Source organism: Kitasatospora sp. NPDC057015, from assembly GCF_042673745.1.
GTDB lineage: Bacteria > Actinomycetota > Actinomycetes > Streptomycetales > Streptomycetaceae > Kitasatospora.
This window is the reverse complement of the sequence record NZ_JBHUSG010000031.1, coordinates 43,091-62,645: the sequence shown is the minus strand read 5'-3', so window position 1 is coordinate 62,645 and position 19,555 is coordinate 43,091. Positions and strand designations below refer to the sequence as shown.

Sequence of the window (19,555 nt, the reverse complement as noted above, 5' to 3'; positions counted from 1 at the left end):
AGCAGGTCTCGGTCACGTGCGCGAGGGATCCCGTCCAGCGGGTGACCTGTCCTCGGCGGGCATGTCGGGCTGTCGGATCGTAGGGCGGGACGATTCGGCGCGCGGAGGGCGGCAAGCCGCTGTCGTCGGCATCGTCACGCCAGCGCAGGCGGCCGGCGGTGTCCCAGTGGTAGTTCTGAACGAGGATCTGCCGCAGGGCCCGCACCTGGGGGCTGTTCAGCAGGCCGGGATGGTTCTGGGCGAGGTGTTCGAGCAGTCGGCGGGCATATGCCCCAGTGGTGTTGATCCTGGTCTTGGGCCGGGTGGGGTTCTTGCCCAGGCGCACGGGGCGGCCGTAGCGGCGGCCCCTGTCCTCCTCGACCACGTCGGCCAGCGCGTGGCCGGCGGTGCGGGCGAGTTCCTCCAGGGCCGCGCGCACGGCCTCGGTGACCAGCTCCAGGCGGGTCAGGTCGCGCACGGCAGCCAGGACGTGGGTGGAGTCGGTGCGCTGGGTGGTGCGCTCGCGGACCAGTCCGGCGGCTTTCAGACGGGCCAGGGCGAGGTCGAGGAGGCGGTCCGCCCGGCCGTCATCCAGCAGGCGGTCACGGAAGTCGGTGAGCACGCTGTGGTGGAAGCCGGGGTCGTCGAGGTCGAGACGCGAGTACTTGAAGTCGATGCGGCAGTGCACGGCCTCGGCGGCGTCGCGATCGGAGAGCCCGAGCAGGAACTGCAGCACGCTCACCGTAGCCAACTGTGCGGGCGAAAGCCCGGGACGTCCATCACGCGAGTACCAGTCGGCGAAGTCCTCGTCGCTCCACAGACCGTCGAGGTGGTCCCGCACCCACATCGCCGTCGTGCCAACGGGGTTACTGGCACGCGCCATCCTCGCGGTCAGCTCCGGCACCTCGGCACCCGGACGGGGACGTACCGATATCACCCACTCCTCGCCAGTCACACGGGTCTCTACACTTGCAAGACTGACGCACCATCACGGTCGCAGGGCAGCCAACTACCAAGATCCCCGACAGAGTCAAGTTCAGACCGCAGAGCAACGCGATCACCGCCACCATGGCCAGGCACCCTGTCGGCCTCCTGGTCAGGAATGACATGACTGCCGTCTGCCCCAACACTCGAAGGCGTCTCGTCCTCGACTGCCCAGGGGTCCGGTTCATCCAGCCAGTGGGTCTCGATGCGGGCCCCGCCGTCGAACTGGCCTCCTCGATACCCCTTCGACACAACCACGCGTCGCACGAGAAGCCTGATCAACTCCCTGCGTAGCTCGTGGCCGGCGGCTTGCCAGGCTTCACGGATGCTTGCGTCTTCGAGCAGCCAGGTGACGTCGAGCTGCTTCGGTGTGGCCGCGGCCACCTTCTCCTTTGCCGTGAGGAGTGCTGCCCTGGCCTCCGCCTGCAGCTTGGGAAGGTGAGCGTCGAAGGGCGGATCGAAGAATCCGTCGGCCTGCTGCTTGGCCAGGCGGCGGACGGCGCCCTCCGCCGCCGCGAGGCCAGCGACGGCGTCAGCAAGCTTCGTGGCATTGTCCGGCTGCTGATAACCAGACCACCGCTCGGCCGCGATGACCAACAGAGGGTCGTCGATGTCGGCACCGTTCAGCCTGGAGAACCAGGCCTCCACGACCCACTCCTCCAGGAGCTGTCGACTCGCGGAGACCGGCTCTGGGCAGCTCTGCCCGGCCTTGTGGCGGTTGCAGAGATGGTTCCGACCGTCCGCCGAAGCGGCCCCACGGCAGCCGGCGCACCGTGTAATGTCGGTTAGCAGGTGGCGCTTGCGATTGTCAACGGCATCCCGGTTCGGGAAGTTGCCCGCGGTGAGCATCCGCCGTGCCCTCTCCGCCAGTTCGCGTGGGACGGGCTCGGCGCTGCCGACCCAGACTCCCACGCGATCCCCGTTCTGATCCCGGTATGGGATGGGGCTTCGGGGATCGTTCGGGTGCTTTACCGTCTGCCAGCCCTCGTAGACGGGGTTGTGGATCATGTAGGAGATCGTCGATACACCCCACTCACCACCCTTGGGTGACAGGACCGGCCTCGGACCGGAGTTCAGCGCCTTGCAGAGCAGTCGCGCGCTGATGCCGTCGGCCAGGCTTCGGAAGATGTGCAGGACGACCGGCCAGTAGGTCCCGTTCGTCAGCTTGCGGTCCTTGGTCGCCTCGGTGCCGTACGGCGGCCGGCTCGACCACTGGCCGTTCTTCAGCTGGTTCTTCTTCGTGACGCGGATGTTGTAGCTGAGCCGCTCTGAGTACTCCCGCGCCTGCTCGGCCCGGTCGATAATCCACCGGCGGTCGTTGGGGTCGGAGCTGTCGAGCCTCTCCCAGTGGAAGATGACCCGGGCCTTGCCCAGTACCGGCCCGATGTCGTCGATGCCTTTACGAGTGAAGCGGTCGAGCGCGAAACACCACAGCGCGGGGACCTGATCGTCGAGCACCGCGGCGAGGGCGCTGTCGAATCCGGGTCGGGCTACGTCGGACCAGGCGGACAGGTTGTCGACCCAGACCCTCCGGACACGGTAGTGGTTCCTCGCTGCCCACTCCCGGCCCTCCGCCTCCTGCGCACGGATCGACGTGATGTCCCGCTTGTCGCCATCCCGTACGACCTTGGACTTGCGAAGGTAGAGATCTGCCTCGGGCCAGTCGGCAGGGTCCTCCGACGAGCTCTTGACGGGTGGTTCGTAGTTGTACGTAGGCATGGACCGGATCCTCCGGGAGGACCGCGATTGGGCGCGGCCGTCGAATGACAGTACGTTCGACGGGCTTCGGCCCACTCGAAGTTGTCGAGCAACGACCAGGTGAAGTAGCCGCGGACGTCGACGCCTTCGGCGACGGCGGTGGCGAGTGCGTCGAGGTGGCCGGCGAGGTAGGCGATCCGGTCCGGGTCGGCGACGGTGCCGTCGGCGGCGGGTTCGTCGGCGACCGAGCAGCCGTTCTCGGTGATGGTGACGGGCGGGAGGGCGGCGCCGTAGCGGTCGCGGAGGCCGGTGAGGAGTTCGCGCAGGCCGTCGGGGACGACGGGCCAGTCGAAGGCGGTGCGGGGGACGCCCTCGATCGGGGCTTCGGTGAAGGGGAGGGCGGGGTCGGTGGGGGCGGCGATGCGGGTGGGGTTGTAGTAGTTGACGCCGAGGCCGTCGAGCGGCGTGGCGGCGATGAGTTTGAGGTCGCCGTCGCGGACGCTGCCGCCGAGGTCGGGGCCGACGCCGAAGGCCGACAGGTCGGGGTAGTTCCCGAGCAGGATCGGGTCGGTGAACAGCCGGTTGTGCAGGGCGTCGTAGGCCGCCGCGGCAGCCCGGTCGGCTTCCGAGGAGCTCGCCGGGCGGACCGGGGTGAGGTTGTTGGCGATCATCACGTCGAGCCCGCGCTCGCGCAGCACGGATGCCGCCAGCCCGTGGCCCAGCAGCTGGTGGTGGGCGGCGGGCAGGGCGTCGAGCATCAGGGCGCGGCCTGGGGCGTGGATGCCCAGGGCGTAGCCGTAGACCATGTGCACGAAGGGCTCGTTGAGCGTGATCCAGGCGGGGACGCGGTCGCCCAGCCGGTCCGCGACCACGGCCGTGTACTCGGCGAAGCGGTACGCGGTGTCCCGGTTCAGCCAGCCGCCCGCGTCTTCCAGGGCCTGTGGGAGGTCCCAGTGGAAGAGGGTGGGCAGCGGGGTGATCCCGGCGGTGAGCAGGGCGTCCACCAGGCGGTCGTAGAAGTCGAGGCCGGCGGGGTTGGCGGGGCCGGCGCCGGTGGGCTGGATGCGGGGCCAGGCGATCGAGAACCGGTAGCCGTCCAGCCCGAGGCCCTGCATCAGGGCGACGTCCTCGGCGTAGCGGTGGTAGTGGTCGCAGGCCACGGCGCCCGTGTGGCCGTCGCGGACGGCGCCGGGGCGTGCGGCGAACGTGTCCCAGATCGAGGGGCCGCGGCCGTCCTCCTCGACCGCCCCCTCGATCTGGTAGGAGGCGGTGGAGACACCCCAGCGGAAGCCCGCGGGGAGGTCGAGTCGGTTCGGCATGGCCTGACTCCCAGCTGACGACGGCGATGGACGAGCCCAAAAACGTGAGGAGAACTCATGTTAGTGCGCCGTCGCCGAAACACCAGAGGTGATCCCCAAAGCTCCGGTTCTTCGGGAGAGGAGGTCAGGGAGCCAGGTCGCGGTGGGCGAGCAGCCGGAAGGCGGCGGCGATTCCGGCCAGGCCGACGGCCGTGAGCACGGCGAACGACGTCCACGGCACGCTGCCGTGGGCGAGGGCGTCGCCGGGTGCGTAGTAGTGGAACGGGCTGAGGAAGCGCAGCGGCGCGGCCGGTGACCAGGCGAGGGCGACGAAGTTCAGCGCGAAGCCGACCGCGCCGAGGGCGACCGTCGCGCCGATCACCGGGGCCCGGTGGCGGCCCGCCGCCGAGAGGGCCAGCACCGGCCCGATCAGGCAGAGCGCGAAGGCGCAGCCCAGCAGGCCGGCGGCGAGGACCCCGCCGATCGGGACGGCGTCGCGCAGTTTCGGCGACAGGGCCACGCCGGTGGCGATGGTGAGGGTGGCGGCGGCGTTGAGCAGCACCGCGGCTGCGGCGAGGGCCGCGGTCCGTTCGGCCAGCAGGCGGGTGCGGGTGATCGGGCGGGTCATCAGCAGTTCGATGGTGCCGGACTCGACGTCGGCCGCGACGGCTGCCGCGCCCAGCGAGCCGATCAGGGTGAGCTGCATCGCGATCCAGAACGGGTGGGTCAGACCGGCGCCGAGCAGTCCGGGGTAGCTGGCGATGGAGACGTCCCCGTTGGAGCCGCTGAACGCCCGGAAGGCACCGGGCGGGGTCCGGCCCTCCGCTCCGAAGATCTGGGTGGGCGGGATGGTGCTGGTGATCACCACGATCAGGGTCTCGAAGACGACCATGCCGAGGGTCAGCGCGAGCAGCATCCTGCGGCGGCGGTGCAGCGCGAGCCAGGCCAGCGGGAGGCGGCGGCTCACCGTGCCCCGGCTCACGGCCGGACCTCCGCTCCGGAGTCCGGGCCCGCTCCGCCGGATGCCCGGTGGCCGGATGTCCGGTGGTCGGATGTCCGGTGGCCGGCCGACCCGTCGCCAGCCGACCCGTCGCTGGAAGTCCCGTCACCGGCCGACCCGTCACCGGAGGTCCGGTAGAGGTCGAGGAACGCCTCGTCCAGCCCCGCCTCCTCGACGGTCAGGTCGGTGACCGGGTGGTCGGCGAGCAGGCCGCGCACGGCGGCCACCACCTCGTCCGGCGGCACCAGCAGTTCGACCCGCCCGCCCTCCCACCGGGGCGACCAGCGCTGCGCCGGACCCAGCGGCCGGGCACCCCGACCGTCGCCGAAGGTCAGCCGGACCCTGCGGGCCCGGTCCTGCCGCAGTCCGGCCACGGACCGTACGGTGACCAGCCGCCCCTGCCGGACGATCGCCACCCGGGCGCAGGCCCGTTGGACCTCGGGCAGCACGTGGCTGGAGAGCAGGACGGTACGGCCGGCGGCCGTCTCCTCGGCGAGCAGCTCGAAGAACGCCTCCTGGACGAGCGGGTCCAGGCCCTCGGTCGGTTCGTCGAGCACCGCCAGCGCGGGCCGGTGCTGGAACGCCTGGACGAGGCCCAGCTTCTGCTTCATGCCGCGGGAGTACTCCCCCACCGCCCGGCCCAGGTCGTTCGGCGAGAGGTCCAGCCGGGCGCAGAGCTCGGACTGCCGGGGTACGGCCGCGCCCTGGACGGCGGCCAGCAGATCGAGGGTCTGCCGCCCGGTGAGTTCCGGGTAGAACCGCAGCTCACCGGGGAGGTAGCCGATGGAGCGGGCCAGCCGGCCGTGGTCCGCGACGGGATCCAGGCCCAGCAGTCGCACCGTTCCGGACGTCGGTCGCAGGAGTCCGACCAGACACCGCAGCGTGGTGGTCTTCCCCGCGCCGTTCGGCCCGAGCAGGCCGAACACCTCGCCGGCGCCGATCTCGATGTCGAGCCCGTCGATGCCGACCGCGCGTCCGTACCGTTTGGTGAGGGACCGGCACTCGATCACCGGTCTGCTGTCGGGCATGTCGGGCCTCCCCGCCACGGCTGCTCTCCCCGGAGACCCGGACGGCCCCCGCCGTCGACGGGCCGTTCCCAGTGTGCTCCTCGGACGGCGCCACCGGCAGGGGGCGGGACGGCGCCACCTGCCCGGAAACGGCGCCGCCTGCCCGGAAGTCGGCGGCCCGAACGGGGCGGTGGCACGGGAGCGGGCCGGCCGGTGGCCGCCCCGAGCGTGTGAGTACTGCTCATGTTGGTGATTCGCCGGGGGAACGCCGGATGCGGCAGAGTGGGCCCATGAAGGCGGAGGCGGGACCCATCGAGGCAGGGCCCGTCGACGCGGGACCGACGGACGCCGGACCGAAGGACGCGGGACCCGTCGACGCGGGACCCGACAGCTCGGGACCGGGCCGGAGGGGAGCGGGCACGGGGATCGCGCGCCGGGAGCCGGTGGGACCGGTCGGCGAACCGCGCCGGCGGCCGGTGCAGCAGCGCAGCCAGGAGCGGTACGAGCGCCTGGTCGACGCCTGCGCGTCCCTGTTGGACGAGGTCGGCGCCACCGCGCTGACGACCAAGGCGGTCGCCCAGCGCGCCCGGGTCCCGATCGGGACCCTCTACCAGTTCTTCTCCGGCAAGGAGAGCCTGCTCGCCGCCCTCGCCGCCCGGAACCTGGACCGCTACCTCGACCGCCTGGCCCGCCGACTCGAAGCCGGGGACCCGCCGGGGGTGGCCGGCTTCGTCAACCTCGCGGTGGAGGAGTTCGTCGCCATGAAGCGGGCCGTGCCGGGGTTCGGGCAGGTCGACTTCGGCCTGGTCGACCGCACGCCGCCCGGCATCCGCGACAGCGAGCACCTGCTCGACACCGCGCTGGACAACAACGCGACGGTCGCCCTGCGCCTGCAGGCCCTCGGCGGTGACCTCTTCACCGGCAGGCAGGGCCTCGGAGCCCAGAACCCCGGAGCCCGAGGCCTCGCAGCTCAGGGCCCTGCACCTCAGGACCGTGCAGCTCAGGGCCGTGCAGCTCAGGGTCCCGAAGAAGCGCAGGTCCCCGGAGCCGGGGGCCCCGAAGCCCGGAGCTCCGTCCGGCCCGGCTTCACCCTGGCGCTGAGGGTCGCCCTGGAGGCCGCCGACGCCGTGCTCAAGCTGGCCTTCCGCACCGACCCCGACGGGGACCCCGTGCTCATCGCCGAGTGCAAGCGCCTGCTGCGCCGCTACCTCACCGAGGTCCCGCCCTCCCCCGCGGACCCCGACCCCCGTCCGGAGCCCGCCGCACCCTGAGCACCCGCCCCCGCGCGGCGGCGCCTTGAGCCCCGGGCCCCGGTCACCCGACCCGCGCGCGACACGCCCCCGCGAACCGTTGCGGCCCCACCCGCCCGGCAGCACAGTGGAAGCAGGACAGCTGCCCGGAGCACGGCAGCCGACCTGTCGGCACCACGACAGCCGTCACTACCTAAGGAGCAGATCGTGCATGCAGCGGTAGGTGACCAGCTCCACATCCACAGCAGGTCCGTTGGCATGGTGGACCGCACGGGTGAGATCACCGAGGTACACGGAGCCAACGGCCAGCCGCCGTACCTGGTGCGCTTCGAGGACGGCCACGAGGGACTCGTCTACCCGGGCCCCGACAGCATCGTCGAGCACAGCAAGAAGAACAGCTGACGCGCGCCGTCCGTCCCGTGCCCGCCCGGCGCGGGGCGGACCTCTGACGTGTCCGCCGCGCCCCTGCCCGGCCCGCTGGCCGGCCTGGCGCCCCTCCTGGAGGACTACGGCTACCTGGCGGTGGCCGTCCTGGTGCTGCTCGACAACTGCGGCGTCCCCGCACCCGGCCAGACCGTGCTCGTGCTGGCCGCCGTGTACGCGGGCACCGGAAACCTCAGCCTCGCCGCCGTGATCGCCATCGCCCTGGCGGCGGCGATCCTCGGCAACAGTCTCGGCTACCTGATCGGGCGCACGGGCGGGCGCGCCTTCGTCCACCGCTGGGGCCCGTACGTCCTCCTCACACCCGCCCGGATGGCCCGCGCGGAGGGCTTCTTCGACCGCCACGGCGGCAAGGTCGTCACGGTGGCGCGCTTCGTGGACGGGCTGCGGCAGACCAGCGGCATCATCGCCGGGACGACCGGTATGGAGGCCCGCCGCTTCACCGTCTTCAACGTCCTCGGCGCGGTGCTCTGGGTCGGCGTCTGGTCCGCCTTCGGCTACCTGGCGGGCAGCAACATCGGCGCCGTCTACGAGCGCGCGGTCCGCTACCAGCTGTGGCTGCTGGTCGCGCTGGGCGCCGTGCTGCTCGCCCTGCTGCTCCACCAGCTGGTCCGCCGGTACCGCCGCGCCCGACGCTGAACGCGGGCCTCCCGGCGGGCCTCCCGCCCGGCGCCCCGAGCGCCCGCCGCACCGGGGCGCCGGGGCTCAGCCGAAGGACAGTTGCAGCACCTCGAACGAGGAGGCGTACCGGACGCCGAGCCGGCTGCCGGTGGCCCGGGCGAAGCCTCCAGGAACTCGCCGGCGTTCGCCATGTCGCCGCCGAGCCCGGCCAGGTAGGCCTTGTGCGCCTTCAGCGAGGCGACGCCGTCGTCGAAGTGCTCGGTGGTGTCCACGGCGTGCCGGGCGTCGGGCGAGCCGGCCGCCCAGAGCTCCCGGACCCCGCCCCACGGCTGGTGGCCCTCGTCGACGAGGTCGGGGAAGACCCAGCGGTTGGCGGCGTCGCGCACCGCGTCCAGGGTGGCCCGGCCGGTGGCGATGTGGTCGGCCTGGTTGGGCATGACCCCGCCGTAGGTGTCGCGGAAGTTGGTGGTGATGACGATCTCCGGACGGTGCCGGCGGATCGTCCGGGCGATGTCGCGGCGCAGCGTGAGGCCGTACTCCAGGACGCCGTCGGCGTGCCCGAGGAACTCCACCACGTCGACGCCCACCAGCGCCGCCGAGGCGACCTGCTCGGCCTCCCGTACGGGGCGGCACTCGGCCGGGCTCATCGAGTCGATGCCGGCCTCGCCGCTGGTGACCATCACGTAGACGATCCGCTTGCCCTGCGAGGTCCAGCGGGCGACCGCCGAGGCGGCGCCGTACTCCATGTCGTCGGGGTGCGCGACGACCGCGAGTGCGGTCTGCCAGTCCTCGCGCAGCGGTTCGAACGGTTCAGGCTGCTGGTCGTTCATCGGCGCGGCTCCCTCGTCCGGGTCCCCCTGCGGGACCCCTGGGTACGATCTTCCCTCCGGGATCCGCGCGGGTCGCGCCGGTGCTGCCGACCGGCCGCCCGGGACGGGAGGAATTCCGGGGAAGGGCCCGGGGAAGGGCCCGGGAAGGGCCCCGGAACGGGCGGTCGGGCGTCGGGCGGCAGCCGGGCCAGGGGCCGGGTTCAGCCGGCCGACCGCAGGGAGTAGTTGAAGTCGGTCGTACCGAAGTGGCCCATCAGCCGGAGCCAGAACGGCATCAGCATCTCCATCCCCCGGGCCCCCTTGATGTCGCCGAGGTCCAGCACCGACCCGGCCGGCCAGCCGAACTGGGCGAGCAGGGCGACGACCTCCGCCTTGGCCTCGGCATCGTTCCCGGCGACGAAGGCGTTGTGCTCGCCCGGCACCCGCCCGGGCTCGACCATCACCGGGGCGCTCATCGTGTTGAGCGCCTTGACCACCCGGGTCTGCGGGAACTCGCGCTGGATCCGCTCGCCGACGCTGTCGTCGCTCACCGGGTCCAGGCCGACCTCGCCCTCGGGCGAGAAGACCAGCGGGTTGGAGACGTCGATGAGGACCTTCCCCGCCAGGGCGTCGGCGCCGGCCGCGTGCAGCGCCTTGAGCGAGACGCCCCCTGCCGTGGCGTTGATGATCATCTCGCCGAAGGCGGCGGCGTCGGCGAAGCTGCCGCCGTGCCCCCGCGGGCCGGCCTCGTCGGCCCAGCTGGTGGCGGCCGAGCTCTCCCTGCTCCGCGAACCGATCGTCACCTCGTGCCCGAGGGAGAGCAGCTTGCCCGCCAGCGTGCGCCCTACCGTGCCCGTACCGATGATGCCGAATCTCACCGTGCGTCTCCTGTCCGTCCGTCGTCCCTCACAGCAGGGTGACGATACGTCAGTGCGGAACGGGTAGGACCACCGACCCGGCGACCGGGCCGCGAGTCCCGCCGGGCGGCGGAACCCGCGGCCGGGCCGGCGGCTACTCCACCGTGACGCTCTTGGCCAGGTTGCGCGGCTTGTCCACGTCCCGTCCGAGGGCCACCGCGGCGTGGTAGGCGAACAGCTGCAGCGGGATGTTGAGGAGCAGCGGGTCGAGCTCGGGCTCGCTCTTGGGGACGAGCACGCAGTGGTCGGCGAGCTTGGTCTCGGGCGTGCGGTGGGCGATCGCCAGGACCCGGCCGGAGCGGGCCTTGATCTCGCCGAGGGTGGTGAGGTTCTTGTCCAGCAGCTCGTCGTCGGGGACGAGGGCGACGGTCGGCAGCTCGGGGTTGATCAGCGCGAGCGGGCCGTGCTTGAGCTCGCTGGCGGGGTACGCCTCGGCGTGGACGTAGCTGATCTCCTTCAGCTTCTGGGCACCCTCCCGGGCGACCGGGAAGCCGCGGACGCGACCGATGAACATCATCCCCTCGCACTTGGCGTACTCGGCCGCGAGCTCGGCGATCTGCCCGTCGTTCTCCAGGATCTCCCGGATCTGGCCGGGCAGGGCCTTGAGGCCGGCCACGATCCGGCGCCCGTCGGCGGGCGAGAGGTCGTGGATGCGCCCGAAGTGCAGGGCGAGCAGGGCGAAGGCGACGACGGTGGAGGTGAAGGCCTTGGTGGAGGCGACCGAGATCTCCGGCCCGGCGTGCAGGTAGATGCCGCCGTCGCACTCGCGCGCGATGGCGCTGCCGACGGTGTTGACGACGCCGAGCACCCGGCCGCCCTTGCGCTTGATCTCCTGGACGGCGGCCAGCGTGTCGTAGGTCTCGCCGGACTGGCTGACCGCGACGTACAGCGTGTCGGCCTCGATCACCGGGTTGCGGTAGCGGAACTCGGAGGCCGGCTCGCTGTGCGCGGGGATCCGGGAGAGCTCCTCGATCAGCTGGGCGCCCATCTCGCCGGCGTAGTAGGCGGAGCCGCAGCCGAGGATCTTCACCCGGCGGATCTCGCGCAGCTCGCGGGCGTCCAGGTTGAGCCCGCCGAGGTGCGCGGTGGCGAAGCGCTCGTCGAGCCGGCCGCTGAGGGTGCGCTCGACCGAGCCGGGCTGCTCGTGGATCTCCTTGAGCAGGAAGTGCTCGTAGCCGGCCGTGTCGTAGGAGTCGATCTCCCAGTCGACGGTGGACGGCTGGCGGTGGGTGGTGCGGGCGTCCTCGGTGAAGGTGCGGAACCCGTCGGCGCGCACGGTGGCGAGCTCGCCGTCCTCCAGGTGGACGACCTGGCGGGTGTAGCGGACCAGGGCGGAGACGTCCGAGGCGACGAACATCTCCTTCTCGCCGACGCCGAGCACGATCGGGCTGCCGTTGCGGGCGACCACGATCCGGTCGGGCTGCTCGGCGTCGAGGACGGCGATGCCGTACGTGCCGACGACCTTGCCGAGGGCCGCGCGGACGGCGTCCTCCAGGTCGGTGCCCTCGGTGGCGTGCGCGGCGATCAGGTGCGCGAGCACCTCGGTGTCGGTCTCGGAGAGGAAGACGGCGCCGTCGGCGGTGAGCTTGGCGCGCAGCTCGTCGGCGTTCTCGATGATGCCGTTGTGGACGACGGCGATGCGCTCGGCGTTGTCCAGGTGCGGGTGCGCGTTGGCGTCGCTGGGGACGCCGTGGGTGGCCCAGCGGGTGTGGCCGATGCCGGTGGTGCCCTTGAAGCGGGCGGGCACGGCGGCGGCCAGGTCGGCGACCCGGCCCTTGACCTTGCGGGTCTTCAGGCCGCCGGTGCGGCCGCTGACGGCGACGCCGGCCGAGTCGTAGCCGCGGTACTCCAGCCGCTGCAGGCCCTCCAGCAGGAAGGGGGTCGCGTCCTTGGGTCCGATGTAGGCAACGATTCCGCACATGGGTCGCCGGCTCCTTGGGTGTGGGTGGGTGGGCAGGAAGTCTGCGCGGGGCAGGGTGGGGCGCGGGCTCAGCCGTAGACGATGCGGCGCAGCTGCCGGGCGGACAGCTCGGGGGCCGCGACCCGGCGCGCGGGCAGCTCCTCGGCCAGCCGGGCGAAGATCTTCTCGTTGGTGAGTCCGCGTGCCTGGAGCTCGCCGTGGCGGCGGCGCACGTACTCCTCGGTGCTCTCCGAGAAGTACGCCAGCACCTCCGCGACGACCCGCGCGGCCTCCCGCGGCCCGAGCGGGCTGATGCGGGTGAGGTGGGCGAGCAGGTCCTCGTGCGGGTGGGGCGAGTGAGGGTGGTGCGGGTGAGGGTGAGGCGAGCTGGGCACGAGTGAGGAGCCTAGGCGGCCACCGGGACCGGGATCAAAGATCCTGCCCGAATTCGGGCAGATCTTCAGACATTCAGCTCAACGCCCGGGGGGCCGGCACCGGGGTGCCCCGTCGGGCGGGCCGGGCGAACCGCCCGGACAGGGCCGTTCGGACCAGCCCCCGCCGCCCGGTCGGGCGGGGTCCCGCACGGGCCGACAGCCCTTGCGGTGACCGGGCGGGAGCCGCGTCGTTGAGCCGGTGCGATGTGCGATAGCGTCGCCGACATCTCCCGAATGGTGGTCAGAAACCAGGATTATCCGCCTGCTGCCCCCAGGATGGAGAGCGAAAGCCGTCCGTCTCGATCCGCCGGGGGATCCTCGTCATGCAGCCGCGAGTCTTCGCGATTCTCACCGCCTTCCTGCTCGGGGTGCTGGGCCTGGGGTCGGTGGCCGTCACCGACTGGACGCCGACCCCGGCCACCGTCGCCGCCGGCCTGCCGGGCGCGGCGACCCCGGGCAGCGCGGCGCCGCCCGCGGGCACCCCGGCCGCGGCGACCCCGACCGGCGACCCCGCGGTCTGGACCCGCAGCACGCTGCGGAACAAGATGATGGCGGAGATGGAGCAGAGCGACCCCGGTGTCGCCCTGGCGGACCTCGACAAGATCACCAAGGAGAAGCCGTACACCGTACGGTTCTGCCACCCGATCGCGCACGAGCTGGGCCACGCGGCCGTCAAGCGCTACAACGAGGACTTCCAGAAGGTCATCTCCTTCCCGCACGAGACCTGTGCGGCCGGCTACCTGCACGGCGCGGTCGAGGAGATGCTGAACGCCTCCAAGCAGCCCGAGGTGGACCTGCTCAAGCTGTGCGCGCCGGCCAACAAGGGCGCCTGCATCCACGGCGTCGGCCACGGCACCATGTTCGTCGCCAAGCAGGACGTGGCCGCGGCCCGCACGCTGTGCAACAAGTTCTCCGGGGACACCAACAAGATCCGCTGCTCCGAGGGCCTGTTCATGCAGCTCTTCGGCCCGGACGAGGAGGACGAGAAGGCCAAGGCCAACCTGCCCGCCGACAAGATCGCCGCCGAGCCGCTCTACCCGTGCCCCGAGCAGCCGGCGCTGTTCCAGTCCGCGTGCTTCTTCTACGCGCCGACCTTCTACCTCTCCTCGCACGACTACGCCAACCACCCCGAGGCCTTCGCCGACGCCCTGAAGTGGTGCCTCAACGCCAAGGCCAGCGGCGGGACGACCGACTGCAGCCGGGGGGTCGGCTCACGCACCATGAAGTACAACCTGGACCGGGAGGACTGGGCCGCCCAGCAGTGCGCCACCGCGGCCGACGCCTCGCAGCGCAAGTCCTGCGCGGAGGGTCTGGTCAGTTACTACACCGTCAACTACACCGACGGCGGCGCGGCCGGCCGGCTCTGCGCCAAGATCACCAACAAGGAGATGCAGGGCTACTGCCGCTCCGCCGCCGGGCTCTCCGCCACCCTCGACTGACGGCCCTCACCGGCCCGCCCGGGGCCCCGCCGCCCGTGGTCCCGACCTGCGCCTCCCGCAGATCCGGACCGCACCGGGGCGGCGCGGGCCCCTCAGCATACGCACCGTAGGATCTGATCATCCAGGTGCGCCGAGGACGCCGCGCCGTCAGGCCCCCCACCTGCTGGAGCCGCACCATGAGCCCCCACTCCTCCCCCGCCGTCCCGGACTCCTCCCCCACCCTTCCGGACGACTTCCGCGCCGCCGCCCACGCCGCCGCCGACCTGGTCGCCGACTACCTCGGCGGGCTGCCCGGCCGCCCGGTCTGGCAGCCGATGGACCCCGCCGACCGGACCTCGCTGCTGGAGGCCCCGCTGCCGAAGGACGGCGTCCCGCTCGCCGAGCTGCTGGACTTCGTCGGCACCCGGGTGATGCCCGCGCCGATGGGCAACGGCAACCCCCGGTTCTTCGGCTGGGTGAACTCCGCGCCCGCGCCCGCGGGGGTGCTCGCCACCCTCGCCGCCTCCGCGATGAACCCCAGCTCGGCCGGCGGCGACCACGCGGACGTCCACCTGGAGCGGGCGGTGGTGCGCTGGATCGCCGAGCTCGTCGGGTTCCCGCACCCGGCCAGCGGCGGGCTGCTCACCTCCGGCACCTCGATGGCGACCATCGTCTGCCTGGCCGCCGCCCGGGGCCGCGCCGCCCGCCGCGCCGGCTGGGACGTCCGCGCGGACGGCCTGGCCGGCCTGCCCCCACTGGTCGCGTACGCCACCGGCGAGACCCACTCCTGCGTCCGCAAGGCCGCCGAGCTGCTGGGCCTGGGCAGCAGGCACCTGCGGACCGTCCCCAGCGGCCCCGAGGGACAGCTCGACATCGACGCGCTGCGCGCCGCCGTGGCCCGCGACCGGGCGGACGGCCTGCTGCCGTTCCTGGTGGTCGCCTCCGCCGGCACGGTCGGCACCGGCGCCGTGGACGCCTTCGACCCGATCGCCGACCTCTGCGCCGAGGAGGAGCTGTGGCTGCACGTGGACGGCGCGTACGGCGCCTTCGGCGTGCTCGACCCCGCGATCGCGCACCGCTACGCGGGCCTCGGTCGCGCCGACTCGCTCGCGCTGGACCCGCACAAGTGGCTGGGCGTCCCGGTGGACTGCGGCTGCGCCCTGGTCCGCGACACCGACGAGCTGCGCGGCACCTTCAGTCTCGTCCCCTCCTACCTGCGGGACGAGGCCGCCGGCTCGCTCGGCTGGTTCTCCGAGTACGGCACCGAGCAGACCCGCCCGTTCCGCTCGCTGAAGGTCTGGGCGACCATCGCGCACCGCGGCCGGCAGGGCATCTCGGACGACATCGCCCGCTGCACCGCGCTGGCCCGCCGGCTCGGCGAACTGGTCGAGGCCGACCCCGAGCTGGAGCTGCTCGCACCGGTGCAGACCTCCATCGTGGCGTTCCGGCACCGCGCGGCCGGTCTGGACGAGGCCGCGGTGGACGCCGTGAACCGCGAGCTGCCGGTGGCCGTCCAGCTGCGCGGCCGGGTCTTCGTCACGGGGGCGCAGCTGGCGGGCCGGGAGATGCTGCGGGCCTGTCTGCTCAACGCCGCCACCACGGAGGCCGACCTCGACCTGCTGCTCGCCGAAGTCCGGGCCGTCGGCGCCGCGCTGACGGACCGTGCCACTCGGGCCTGACGGACCGTTCCGCGCGGGCCCGACGGACCGTGTCGCGCGAGCCCGACGGACCGTGCCGCTCGGGCCCGCGCGGGCCCGAGCGGGGGGAATGCGGGTACGAATGATTCGGCGAGACATTAACCCACAGGTCACGGGGGATTCGTGATCGTGAAACACCGGCGCGGCACCATCGTGGCATGGACGATCTGACGAACGGCCGATCCCTCACCCCTTCGACCTCCCGCGCACAGCGTCGCGGCGCCAGAATCCATCGCTGGCGCCGTGACACCGTCGAGCTCGCGGCGATCTTCCTCTCGGTCACCGCGGCCGATCTGGTGGCCAAGATCGTCGTGCACGGCCCCGAGGGGCCGCTGGTGCTCGCCGCCTCGGCGACCGCACTGCTCGCCACGGCGCTGTTCCACACCTGGTGGGCCCATCGGCACCTGCACGGGCCGCCGTCACCCGACACACCCGCACCGCCCGGCGCCGGCGCGCCCGAGCTGACCGGCCCCATGCACGACTTCGAGGAGACCACGCTCTGGCGGGTGCGCACCACCGTCGAGGACTCCCCGGGCAGTCTGGCGCGGGTGTGCACGGCCTTCGCCGGGCAGCGGATCAACATCATCTCCATGCAGTCCCACCCGCTGCCCACCGGCGCCACCGTCGACGAGTTCTTCGTCCGCGCGCCGCTCTCCCTCACCCGCGCCGAGCTGACCCGGACGGTCGCCTCCGCCGGCGGCCACGACATCTGGACCGATCCGGCGGACGCGCACGACCTGGTCGACGTCCCCACCCACGTGCTCGCCCTGGCGACCCGCACCGCGCTGGACGCCGCCGAGCTGCCCGTCGCGCTGCGGCAGCTGTTCGGGCAGTGCACCATCCGGCAGTTCCCCGGCGCCGGCAAGCGCGCCACCGCCGGGGTGGACGGCCACGTGATGCGGCTGCCCGCACCCTCGGGCGACCTCATCGAACTGGCCCGCCCGCACCTGCCCTTCACCCCGACCGAGTTCGCCCGGGCCCAGGCCCTGGTGGAGCTGGACACCCTGCTGGGCCCCCGCGTGCCGCAGGTCAAGGCCCACCTGACACTGCCCGCCGGGGCCGACCTCACGGTGCGCCGGGCCGACGCCTCCGACAAGGAGGCCGCGCTGGCCATGCACCGGCGCTGCTCCACGGACACCCTGCGCAAGCGCTACCACGGGCCGGTCCGCGACGCCGAGCGCTACCTGGACCACCTGCTCGACGCCCGGCACGGCCAGACCCTCACGGTGGAGGCCTCGGACGGGCGGATCGTCGCCCTCGGCCACCTGATGTGGGACGACGCCAGCGCCGAGGTCGCCGTCCTGGTCGAGGACGCCTGGCAGCGGCGGGGGCTCGGGCTCGACCTGATGCGGCGGATGTCCGCCCTGGCCCTGGAGGCCGGTGTCGACTCCGTGTACGCGATCACCCAGGCCTCCAACACCGGGCTGATCGCGACCATGCGCAAGCTGGCCGCACCGCTGGACTACCAGGTCGAGGAGGGCACCCTGGTGATCACCGCGCACCTCACCGAGGCCACCGCGGAGCTTCCGGCGCCCTGGCCCGGCCGCTCCGGCCGCTGACCTCCGCTCCCCGGCCCGCACCGGACCGTCGGCCCGTCGCAACGCCCCCGTACCGGGGCGGGGCGGCGGGCCGCCCGCCTTCCGCCCCGGGCTGCCCCGGCCGTGACGCAGATCACCGCTGCGCCCCGACCGCCCGGGCCGGGCGGGCCGGAGCGGGAACCGGCCCCCGGGCGCGGGCCGTCCTGGTGTGGGAGGGGAACTCCCCGTACCGCCCACCGGACAGCGCGTCCCGCCGCCCGCCGCCCGAACCCTCCGAAGGCCCGTCAGGGCCGCATCGCGACAATCCCGGCAGGCAGCGCGGGGTGCGCGACTCGGTCCCGGGGCGCGGAGTCGGTAGGCTGGCCCCGTCCCCGCCGCCCGACGGTCCGTTGACCGGCCCCGGGTGGTGCCGCAGCAAGGAGGAACCACTGAGCATGGCAGGCACCGAAACGGAGGCCACAGGCGCGCGCGACGGCTCGCTGCCCGCCCGGGCCAAGATCGCCGTCACCGCCGGCCGCGTGGCCGCCGCCGTCTCGCGCAAGGCCGGACGCGGCAGCGGTTCGGTGATCGGCGGCAAGATCGCCCTCAGGCTCGACCCCGATCTGCTCGCCACTCTCGCCGACCACCTCGACGTCATCCTGGTCAGCGCGACCAACGGCAAGACCACCACCACCCGCCTGATCGCCGAGGCACTGCGGGCCGCCGGCCCGGTGGTGTCCAACGCGCTCGGCGCCAACATGCCCGCCGGCATCACCTCCGCGCTCGCGGGCGGCTCGGACGCCAGGTTCGGCGTGATCGAGGTCGACGAGAAGTACCTCGCCGGGGTCGCCCGCGACACCCGGCCGAAGGCGATCGCCCTGCTCAACCTCTCCCGCGACCAGCTCGACCGCGCGGCTGAGACCCGGATGATGGCGGAGAAGTGGCGCGAGGGTCTCAAGGACTCCGAGGCCGTGATCATCGCCAACGCGGACGACCCGCTGGTGACCTGGGCCGCCTCCTCCTGCAAGAAGGTGGTCTGGGTGGCCGCCGGACAGGCGTGGAAGGAGGACGCCTGGTCCTGCCCCGCCTGCGGCGGCGTGATGCAGCGCCCCGGGGACGACTGGTTCTGCCAGGACTGCGGCTTCCGCCGGCCCAACCCGCACTGGGCGCTGCAGGGCACCCACGTGGTGGACCCGCAGCGCGGCGCCTGGCCGATCCAGCTGCAGCTGCCCGGCCGGGCCAACCTGGCCAACGCCACCAGCTCGGCCGCCGTGGCCGCCGTCTTCGGGGTCGCCCCGCAGGTGGCGCTGGAGCGGATGCAGTCGGTGACCGCGGTGGCGGGGCGCTACGACGTCGTCCAGTACCAGGGCCGCGACATCCGGCTGCTGCTGGCGAAGAACCCGGCCGGCTGGCTGGAGACCTTCTCGCTGATCGACGCGCCGCCCGCACCGGTGATCCTCTCGGTGAACGCGATGGACGCCGACGGCACCGACACCTCGTGGCTGTGGGACGTGGACTACGAGCGCCTCGCCGGGCACCCGGTGTTCGTGATGGGCCAGCGCAAGCTGGACCTCGCGGTGCGCCTGGAGGTGGCCGGGGTGCAGTTCCACGTGGTGGAGTCGCTGGAGCAGGCCGTCCGGATGGCGCCGCCCGGGCGGATCGAGGCGATCGCCAACTACACCGCTTTCCAGCAGCTCAGGAAGGTCGTGGCGGGCTGATGTCGACTCCAGGAACGCCCAACGGAAGGTCTTCGAGGATGAGTGAGAGCAGCCTGCGGCTGGTCTGGGTCTACCCGGACCTCCTCAGCACCTACGGCGACCGGGGCAACGCCCTGGTCGTGGAGCGCCGGGCCCGTCAGCGCGGCCTCAACGTGACCCGGATCGACGTCCGGTCCGACCAGTCGGTGCCCACCAGCGGTGACATCTACCTGATCGGCGGCGGTGAGGACCGTCCGCAGCGGCTGGCGGCCGAGCGCCTGCGCCAGGACACCGGCCTGGTCCGGGCCTCCGAGAACGGCGCGATCATCTTCTCGGTCTGCGCCGGCTACCAGATCCTCGGCCACGAGTTCATCAACGACCTCGGCGAGCGCGAGCCGGGCCTCGGCCTGCTCGACGTCTGGAGCACCCGCGGCGAGGGCGCCCGCAACGTCGGCGACGTGCTCGCCGACGTCGACCCGCGGCTCGCCCTGCCGCAGCTCACCGGCTTCGAGAACCACCAGGGCATCACCCACCTCGGCGAGGGCGTCTCGCCGCTCGCCACGGTGAGCGTGGGCGGCGGCAACGGCACCGGCGACGGCACCGAGGGCGCCTGGCGGGACACCGTCTTCGGCACCTACCTGCACGGCCCGGTGATGGCCCGCAACCCCGCCGTGGCGGACATGCTGATCAAGCTGGCGCTGGACGTGAACGCCCTGCCGCCGGCCGACACCACCTGGTACGACGCGCTGCGCGCGGAGCGGATCACCGCGACCCGCCAGCCCGCCTGACGGCGGTCGTCCGGAGCCGGGGGGGCGCCACGCGGGCCCCCCGGCCCCAGCCACAACAAAAACAAAAACACAAAAAACACAGGGCGCGCACCCCCCCCCC

Annotated in this window: 16 protein-coding genes and 1 pseudogene; 8 read left to right on the top strand and 9 right to left on the bottom strand. The window is 72.8% G+C overall.

Going from position 1 to position 19,555, the window contains the following annotated elements:
- Nucleotides 1-604 precede the first annotated feature (604 nt).
- The 5 genes and pseudogenes from ACFTWP_RS25735 to ACFTWP_RS25715 form a co-directional block, all read right to left on the bottom strand.
- Nucleotides 605-826, bottom strand: a pseudogene (locus tag ACFTWP_RS25735) (transposase); the annotation flags it as partial.
- A gap of 116 nt (nt 827-942) precedes the next feature.
- Complete coding sequence (locus ACFTWP_RS25730; RefSeq protein ID WP_380267222.1) at nt 943-2,553, bottom strand: recombinase family protein; 1,611 nt, start codon at nt 2,551-2,553, stop codon at nt 943-945.
- A complete protein-coding gene (locus tag ACFTWP_RS25725; protein ID WP_380267158.1) occupies nt 2,454-3,980 on the bottom strand; it encodes a GH1 family beta-glucosidase in 1,527 nt (508 codons plus the stop codon). The genes ACFTWP_RS25730 and ACFTWP_RS25725 overlap by 100 nt, the downstream gene beginning before the upstream one ends.
- 124 nt (nt 3,981-4,104) lie before the next feature.
- Nucleotides 4,105-4,941, bottom strand: coding sequence for an ABC transporter permease subunit (locus ACFTWP_RS25720; RefSeq protein WP_380267157.1), 837 nt, complete (start codon nt 4,939-4,941; stop codon nt 4,105-4,107).
- A complete protein-coding gene (locus ACFTWP_RS25715) occupies nt 4,938-5,987 on the bottom strand; it encodes an ABC transporter ATP-binding protein (protein ID WP_380267156.1) in 1,050 nt (349 codons plus the stop codon). Before ACFTWP_RS25715 ends, ACFTWP_RS25720 begins: the two co-directional genes overlap by 4 nt.
- Before the next feature lie 455 nt (nt 5,988-6,442).
- Between ACFTWP_RS25715 and ACFTWP_RS25710 the strand changes: the two genes are divergently transcribed.
- The 3 genes from ACFTWP_RS25710 (at nt 6,443) to ACFTWP_RS25700 (ending at nt 8,296) form a co-directional block, all read left to right on the top strand.
- A complete protein-coding gene (locus ACFTWP_RS25710) occupies nt 6,443-7,237 on the top strand; it encodes a TetR family transcriptional regulator (RefSeq protein WP_380267155.1) in 795 nt (264 codons plus the stop codon).
- A gap of 186 nt (nt 7,238-7,423) precedes the next feature.
- Nucleotides 7,424-7,618, top strand: a complete 195-nt coding sequence (locus tag ACFTWP_RS25705; RefSeq protein ID WP_380267154.1) for a DUF1918 domain-containing protein — start codon at nt 7,424-7,426, stop codon at nt 7,616-7,618.
- Between the two features lie 48 nt (nt 7,619-7,666).
- Nucleotides 7,667-8,296: a DedA family protein gene (locus tag ACFTWP_RS25700; protein WP_380267153.1), complete on the top strand. Its 630-nt coding sequence runs from the start codon at nt 7,667-7,669 to the stop codon at nt 8,294-8,296.
- On the opposite strand, the gene ACFTWP_RS25695 is transcribed toward ACFTWP_RS25700, so the two are convergent.
- The 4 genes from ACFTWP_RS25695 to ACFTWP_RS25680 form a co-directional block, all read right to left on the bottom strand.
- Nucleotides 8,203-9,108 (bottom strand): PIG-L deacetylase family protein, encoded by a 906-nt coding sequence (locus ACFTWP_RS25695; protein ID WP_380267152.1) that lies wholly within the window; start codon nt 9,106-9,108, stop codon nt 8,203-8,205. The genes ACFTWP_RS25700 and ACFTWP_RS25695 overlap by 94 nt on opposite strands.
- Before the next feature lie 200 nt (nt 9,109-9,308).
- Nucleotides 9,309-9,965: an NADPH-dependent F420 reductase gene (locus tag ACFTWP_RS25690; protein WP_380267151.1), complete on the bottom strand. Its 657-nt coding sequence runs from the start codon at nt 9,963-9,965 to the stop codon at nt 9,309-9,311.
- Between the two features lie 133 nt (nt 9,966-10,098).
- Entirely contained in the window at nt 10,099-11,925 is a 1,827-nt protein-coding gene (gene glmS / locus ACFTWP_RS25685) for a glutamine--fructose-6-phosphate transaminase (isomerizing) (protein WP_380267150.1), read from the bottom strand.
- 68 nt (nt 11,926-11,993) lie between these two features.
- On the bottom strand, nt 11,994-12,299 hold the full coding sequence (locus ACFTWP_RS25680) for a hypothetical protein (RefSeq protein ID WP_380267147.1): 306 nt from the start codon (nt 12,297-12,299) through the stop codon (nt 11,994-11,996).
- Nucleotides 12,300-12,661: 362 nt separating this feature from the next.
- On the opposite strand from ACFTWP_RS25680, the gene ACFTWP_RS25675 reads away from it, so the two are divergent.
- The 5 genes from ACFTWP_RS25675 to ACFTWP_RS25655 all read left to right on the top strand — a co-directional run bounded on the left by ACFTWP_RS25675 (nt 12,662) and on the right by ACFTWP_RS25655 (nt 19,455).
- Nucleotides 12,662-13,777, top strand: a complete 1,116-nt coding sequence (locus ACFTWP_RS25675; protein ID WP_380267146.1) for a hypothetical protein — start codon at nt 12,662-12,664, stop codon at nt 13,775-13,777.
- A gap of 176 nt (nt 13,778-13,953) precedes the next feature.
- A complete protein-coding gene (locus ACFTWP_RS25670; protein ID WP_380267144.1) occupies nt 13,954-15,435 on the top strand; it encodes a pyridoxal phosphate-dependent decarboxylase family protein in 1,482 nt (493 codons plus the stop codon).
- Between the two features lie 176 nt (nt 15,436-15,611).
- Nucleotides 15,612-17,012, top strand: coding sequence for a GNAT family N-acetyltransferase (locus tag ACFTWP_RS25665; RefSeq protein ID WP_380267143.1), 1,401 nt, complete (start codon nt 15,612-15,614; stop codon nt 17,010-17,012).
- 413 nt (nt 17,013-17,425) lie between these two features.
- Nucleotides 17,426-18,688 carry a MurT ligase domain-containing protein gene (locus ACFTWP_RS25660; protein ID WP_380267141.1) on the top strand — a complete coding sequence of 421 codons (1,263 nt, stop codon included), beginning with the start codon at nt 17,426-17,428 and terminating at the stop codon, nt 18,686-18,688.
- Nucleotides 18,689-18,726: 38 nt separating this feature from the next.
- Nucleotides 18,727-19,455 (top strand): type 1 glutamine amidotransferase, encoded by a 729-nt coding sequence (locus ACFTWP_RS25655; protein ID WP_380267139.1) that lies wholly within the window; start codon nt 18,727-18,729, stop codon nt 19,453-19,455.
- The last annotated feature ends 100 nt before the right edge of the window (nt 19,456-19,555 follow it).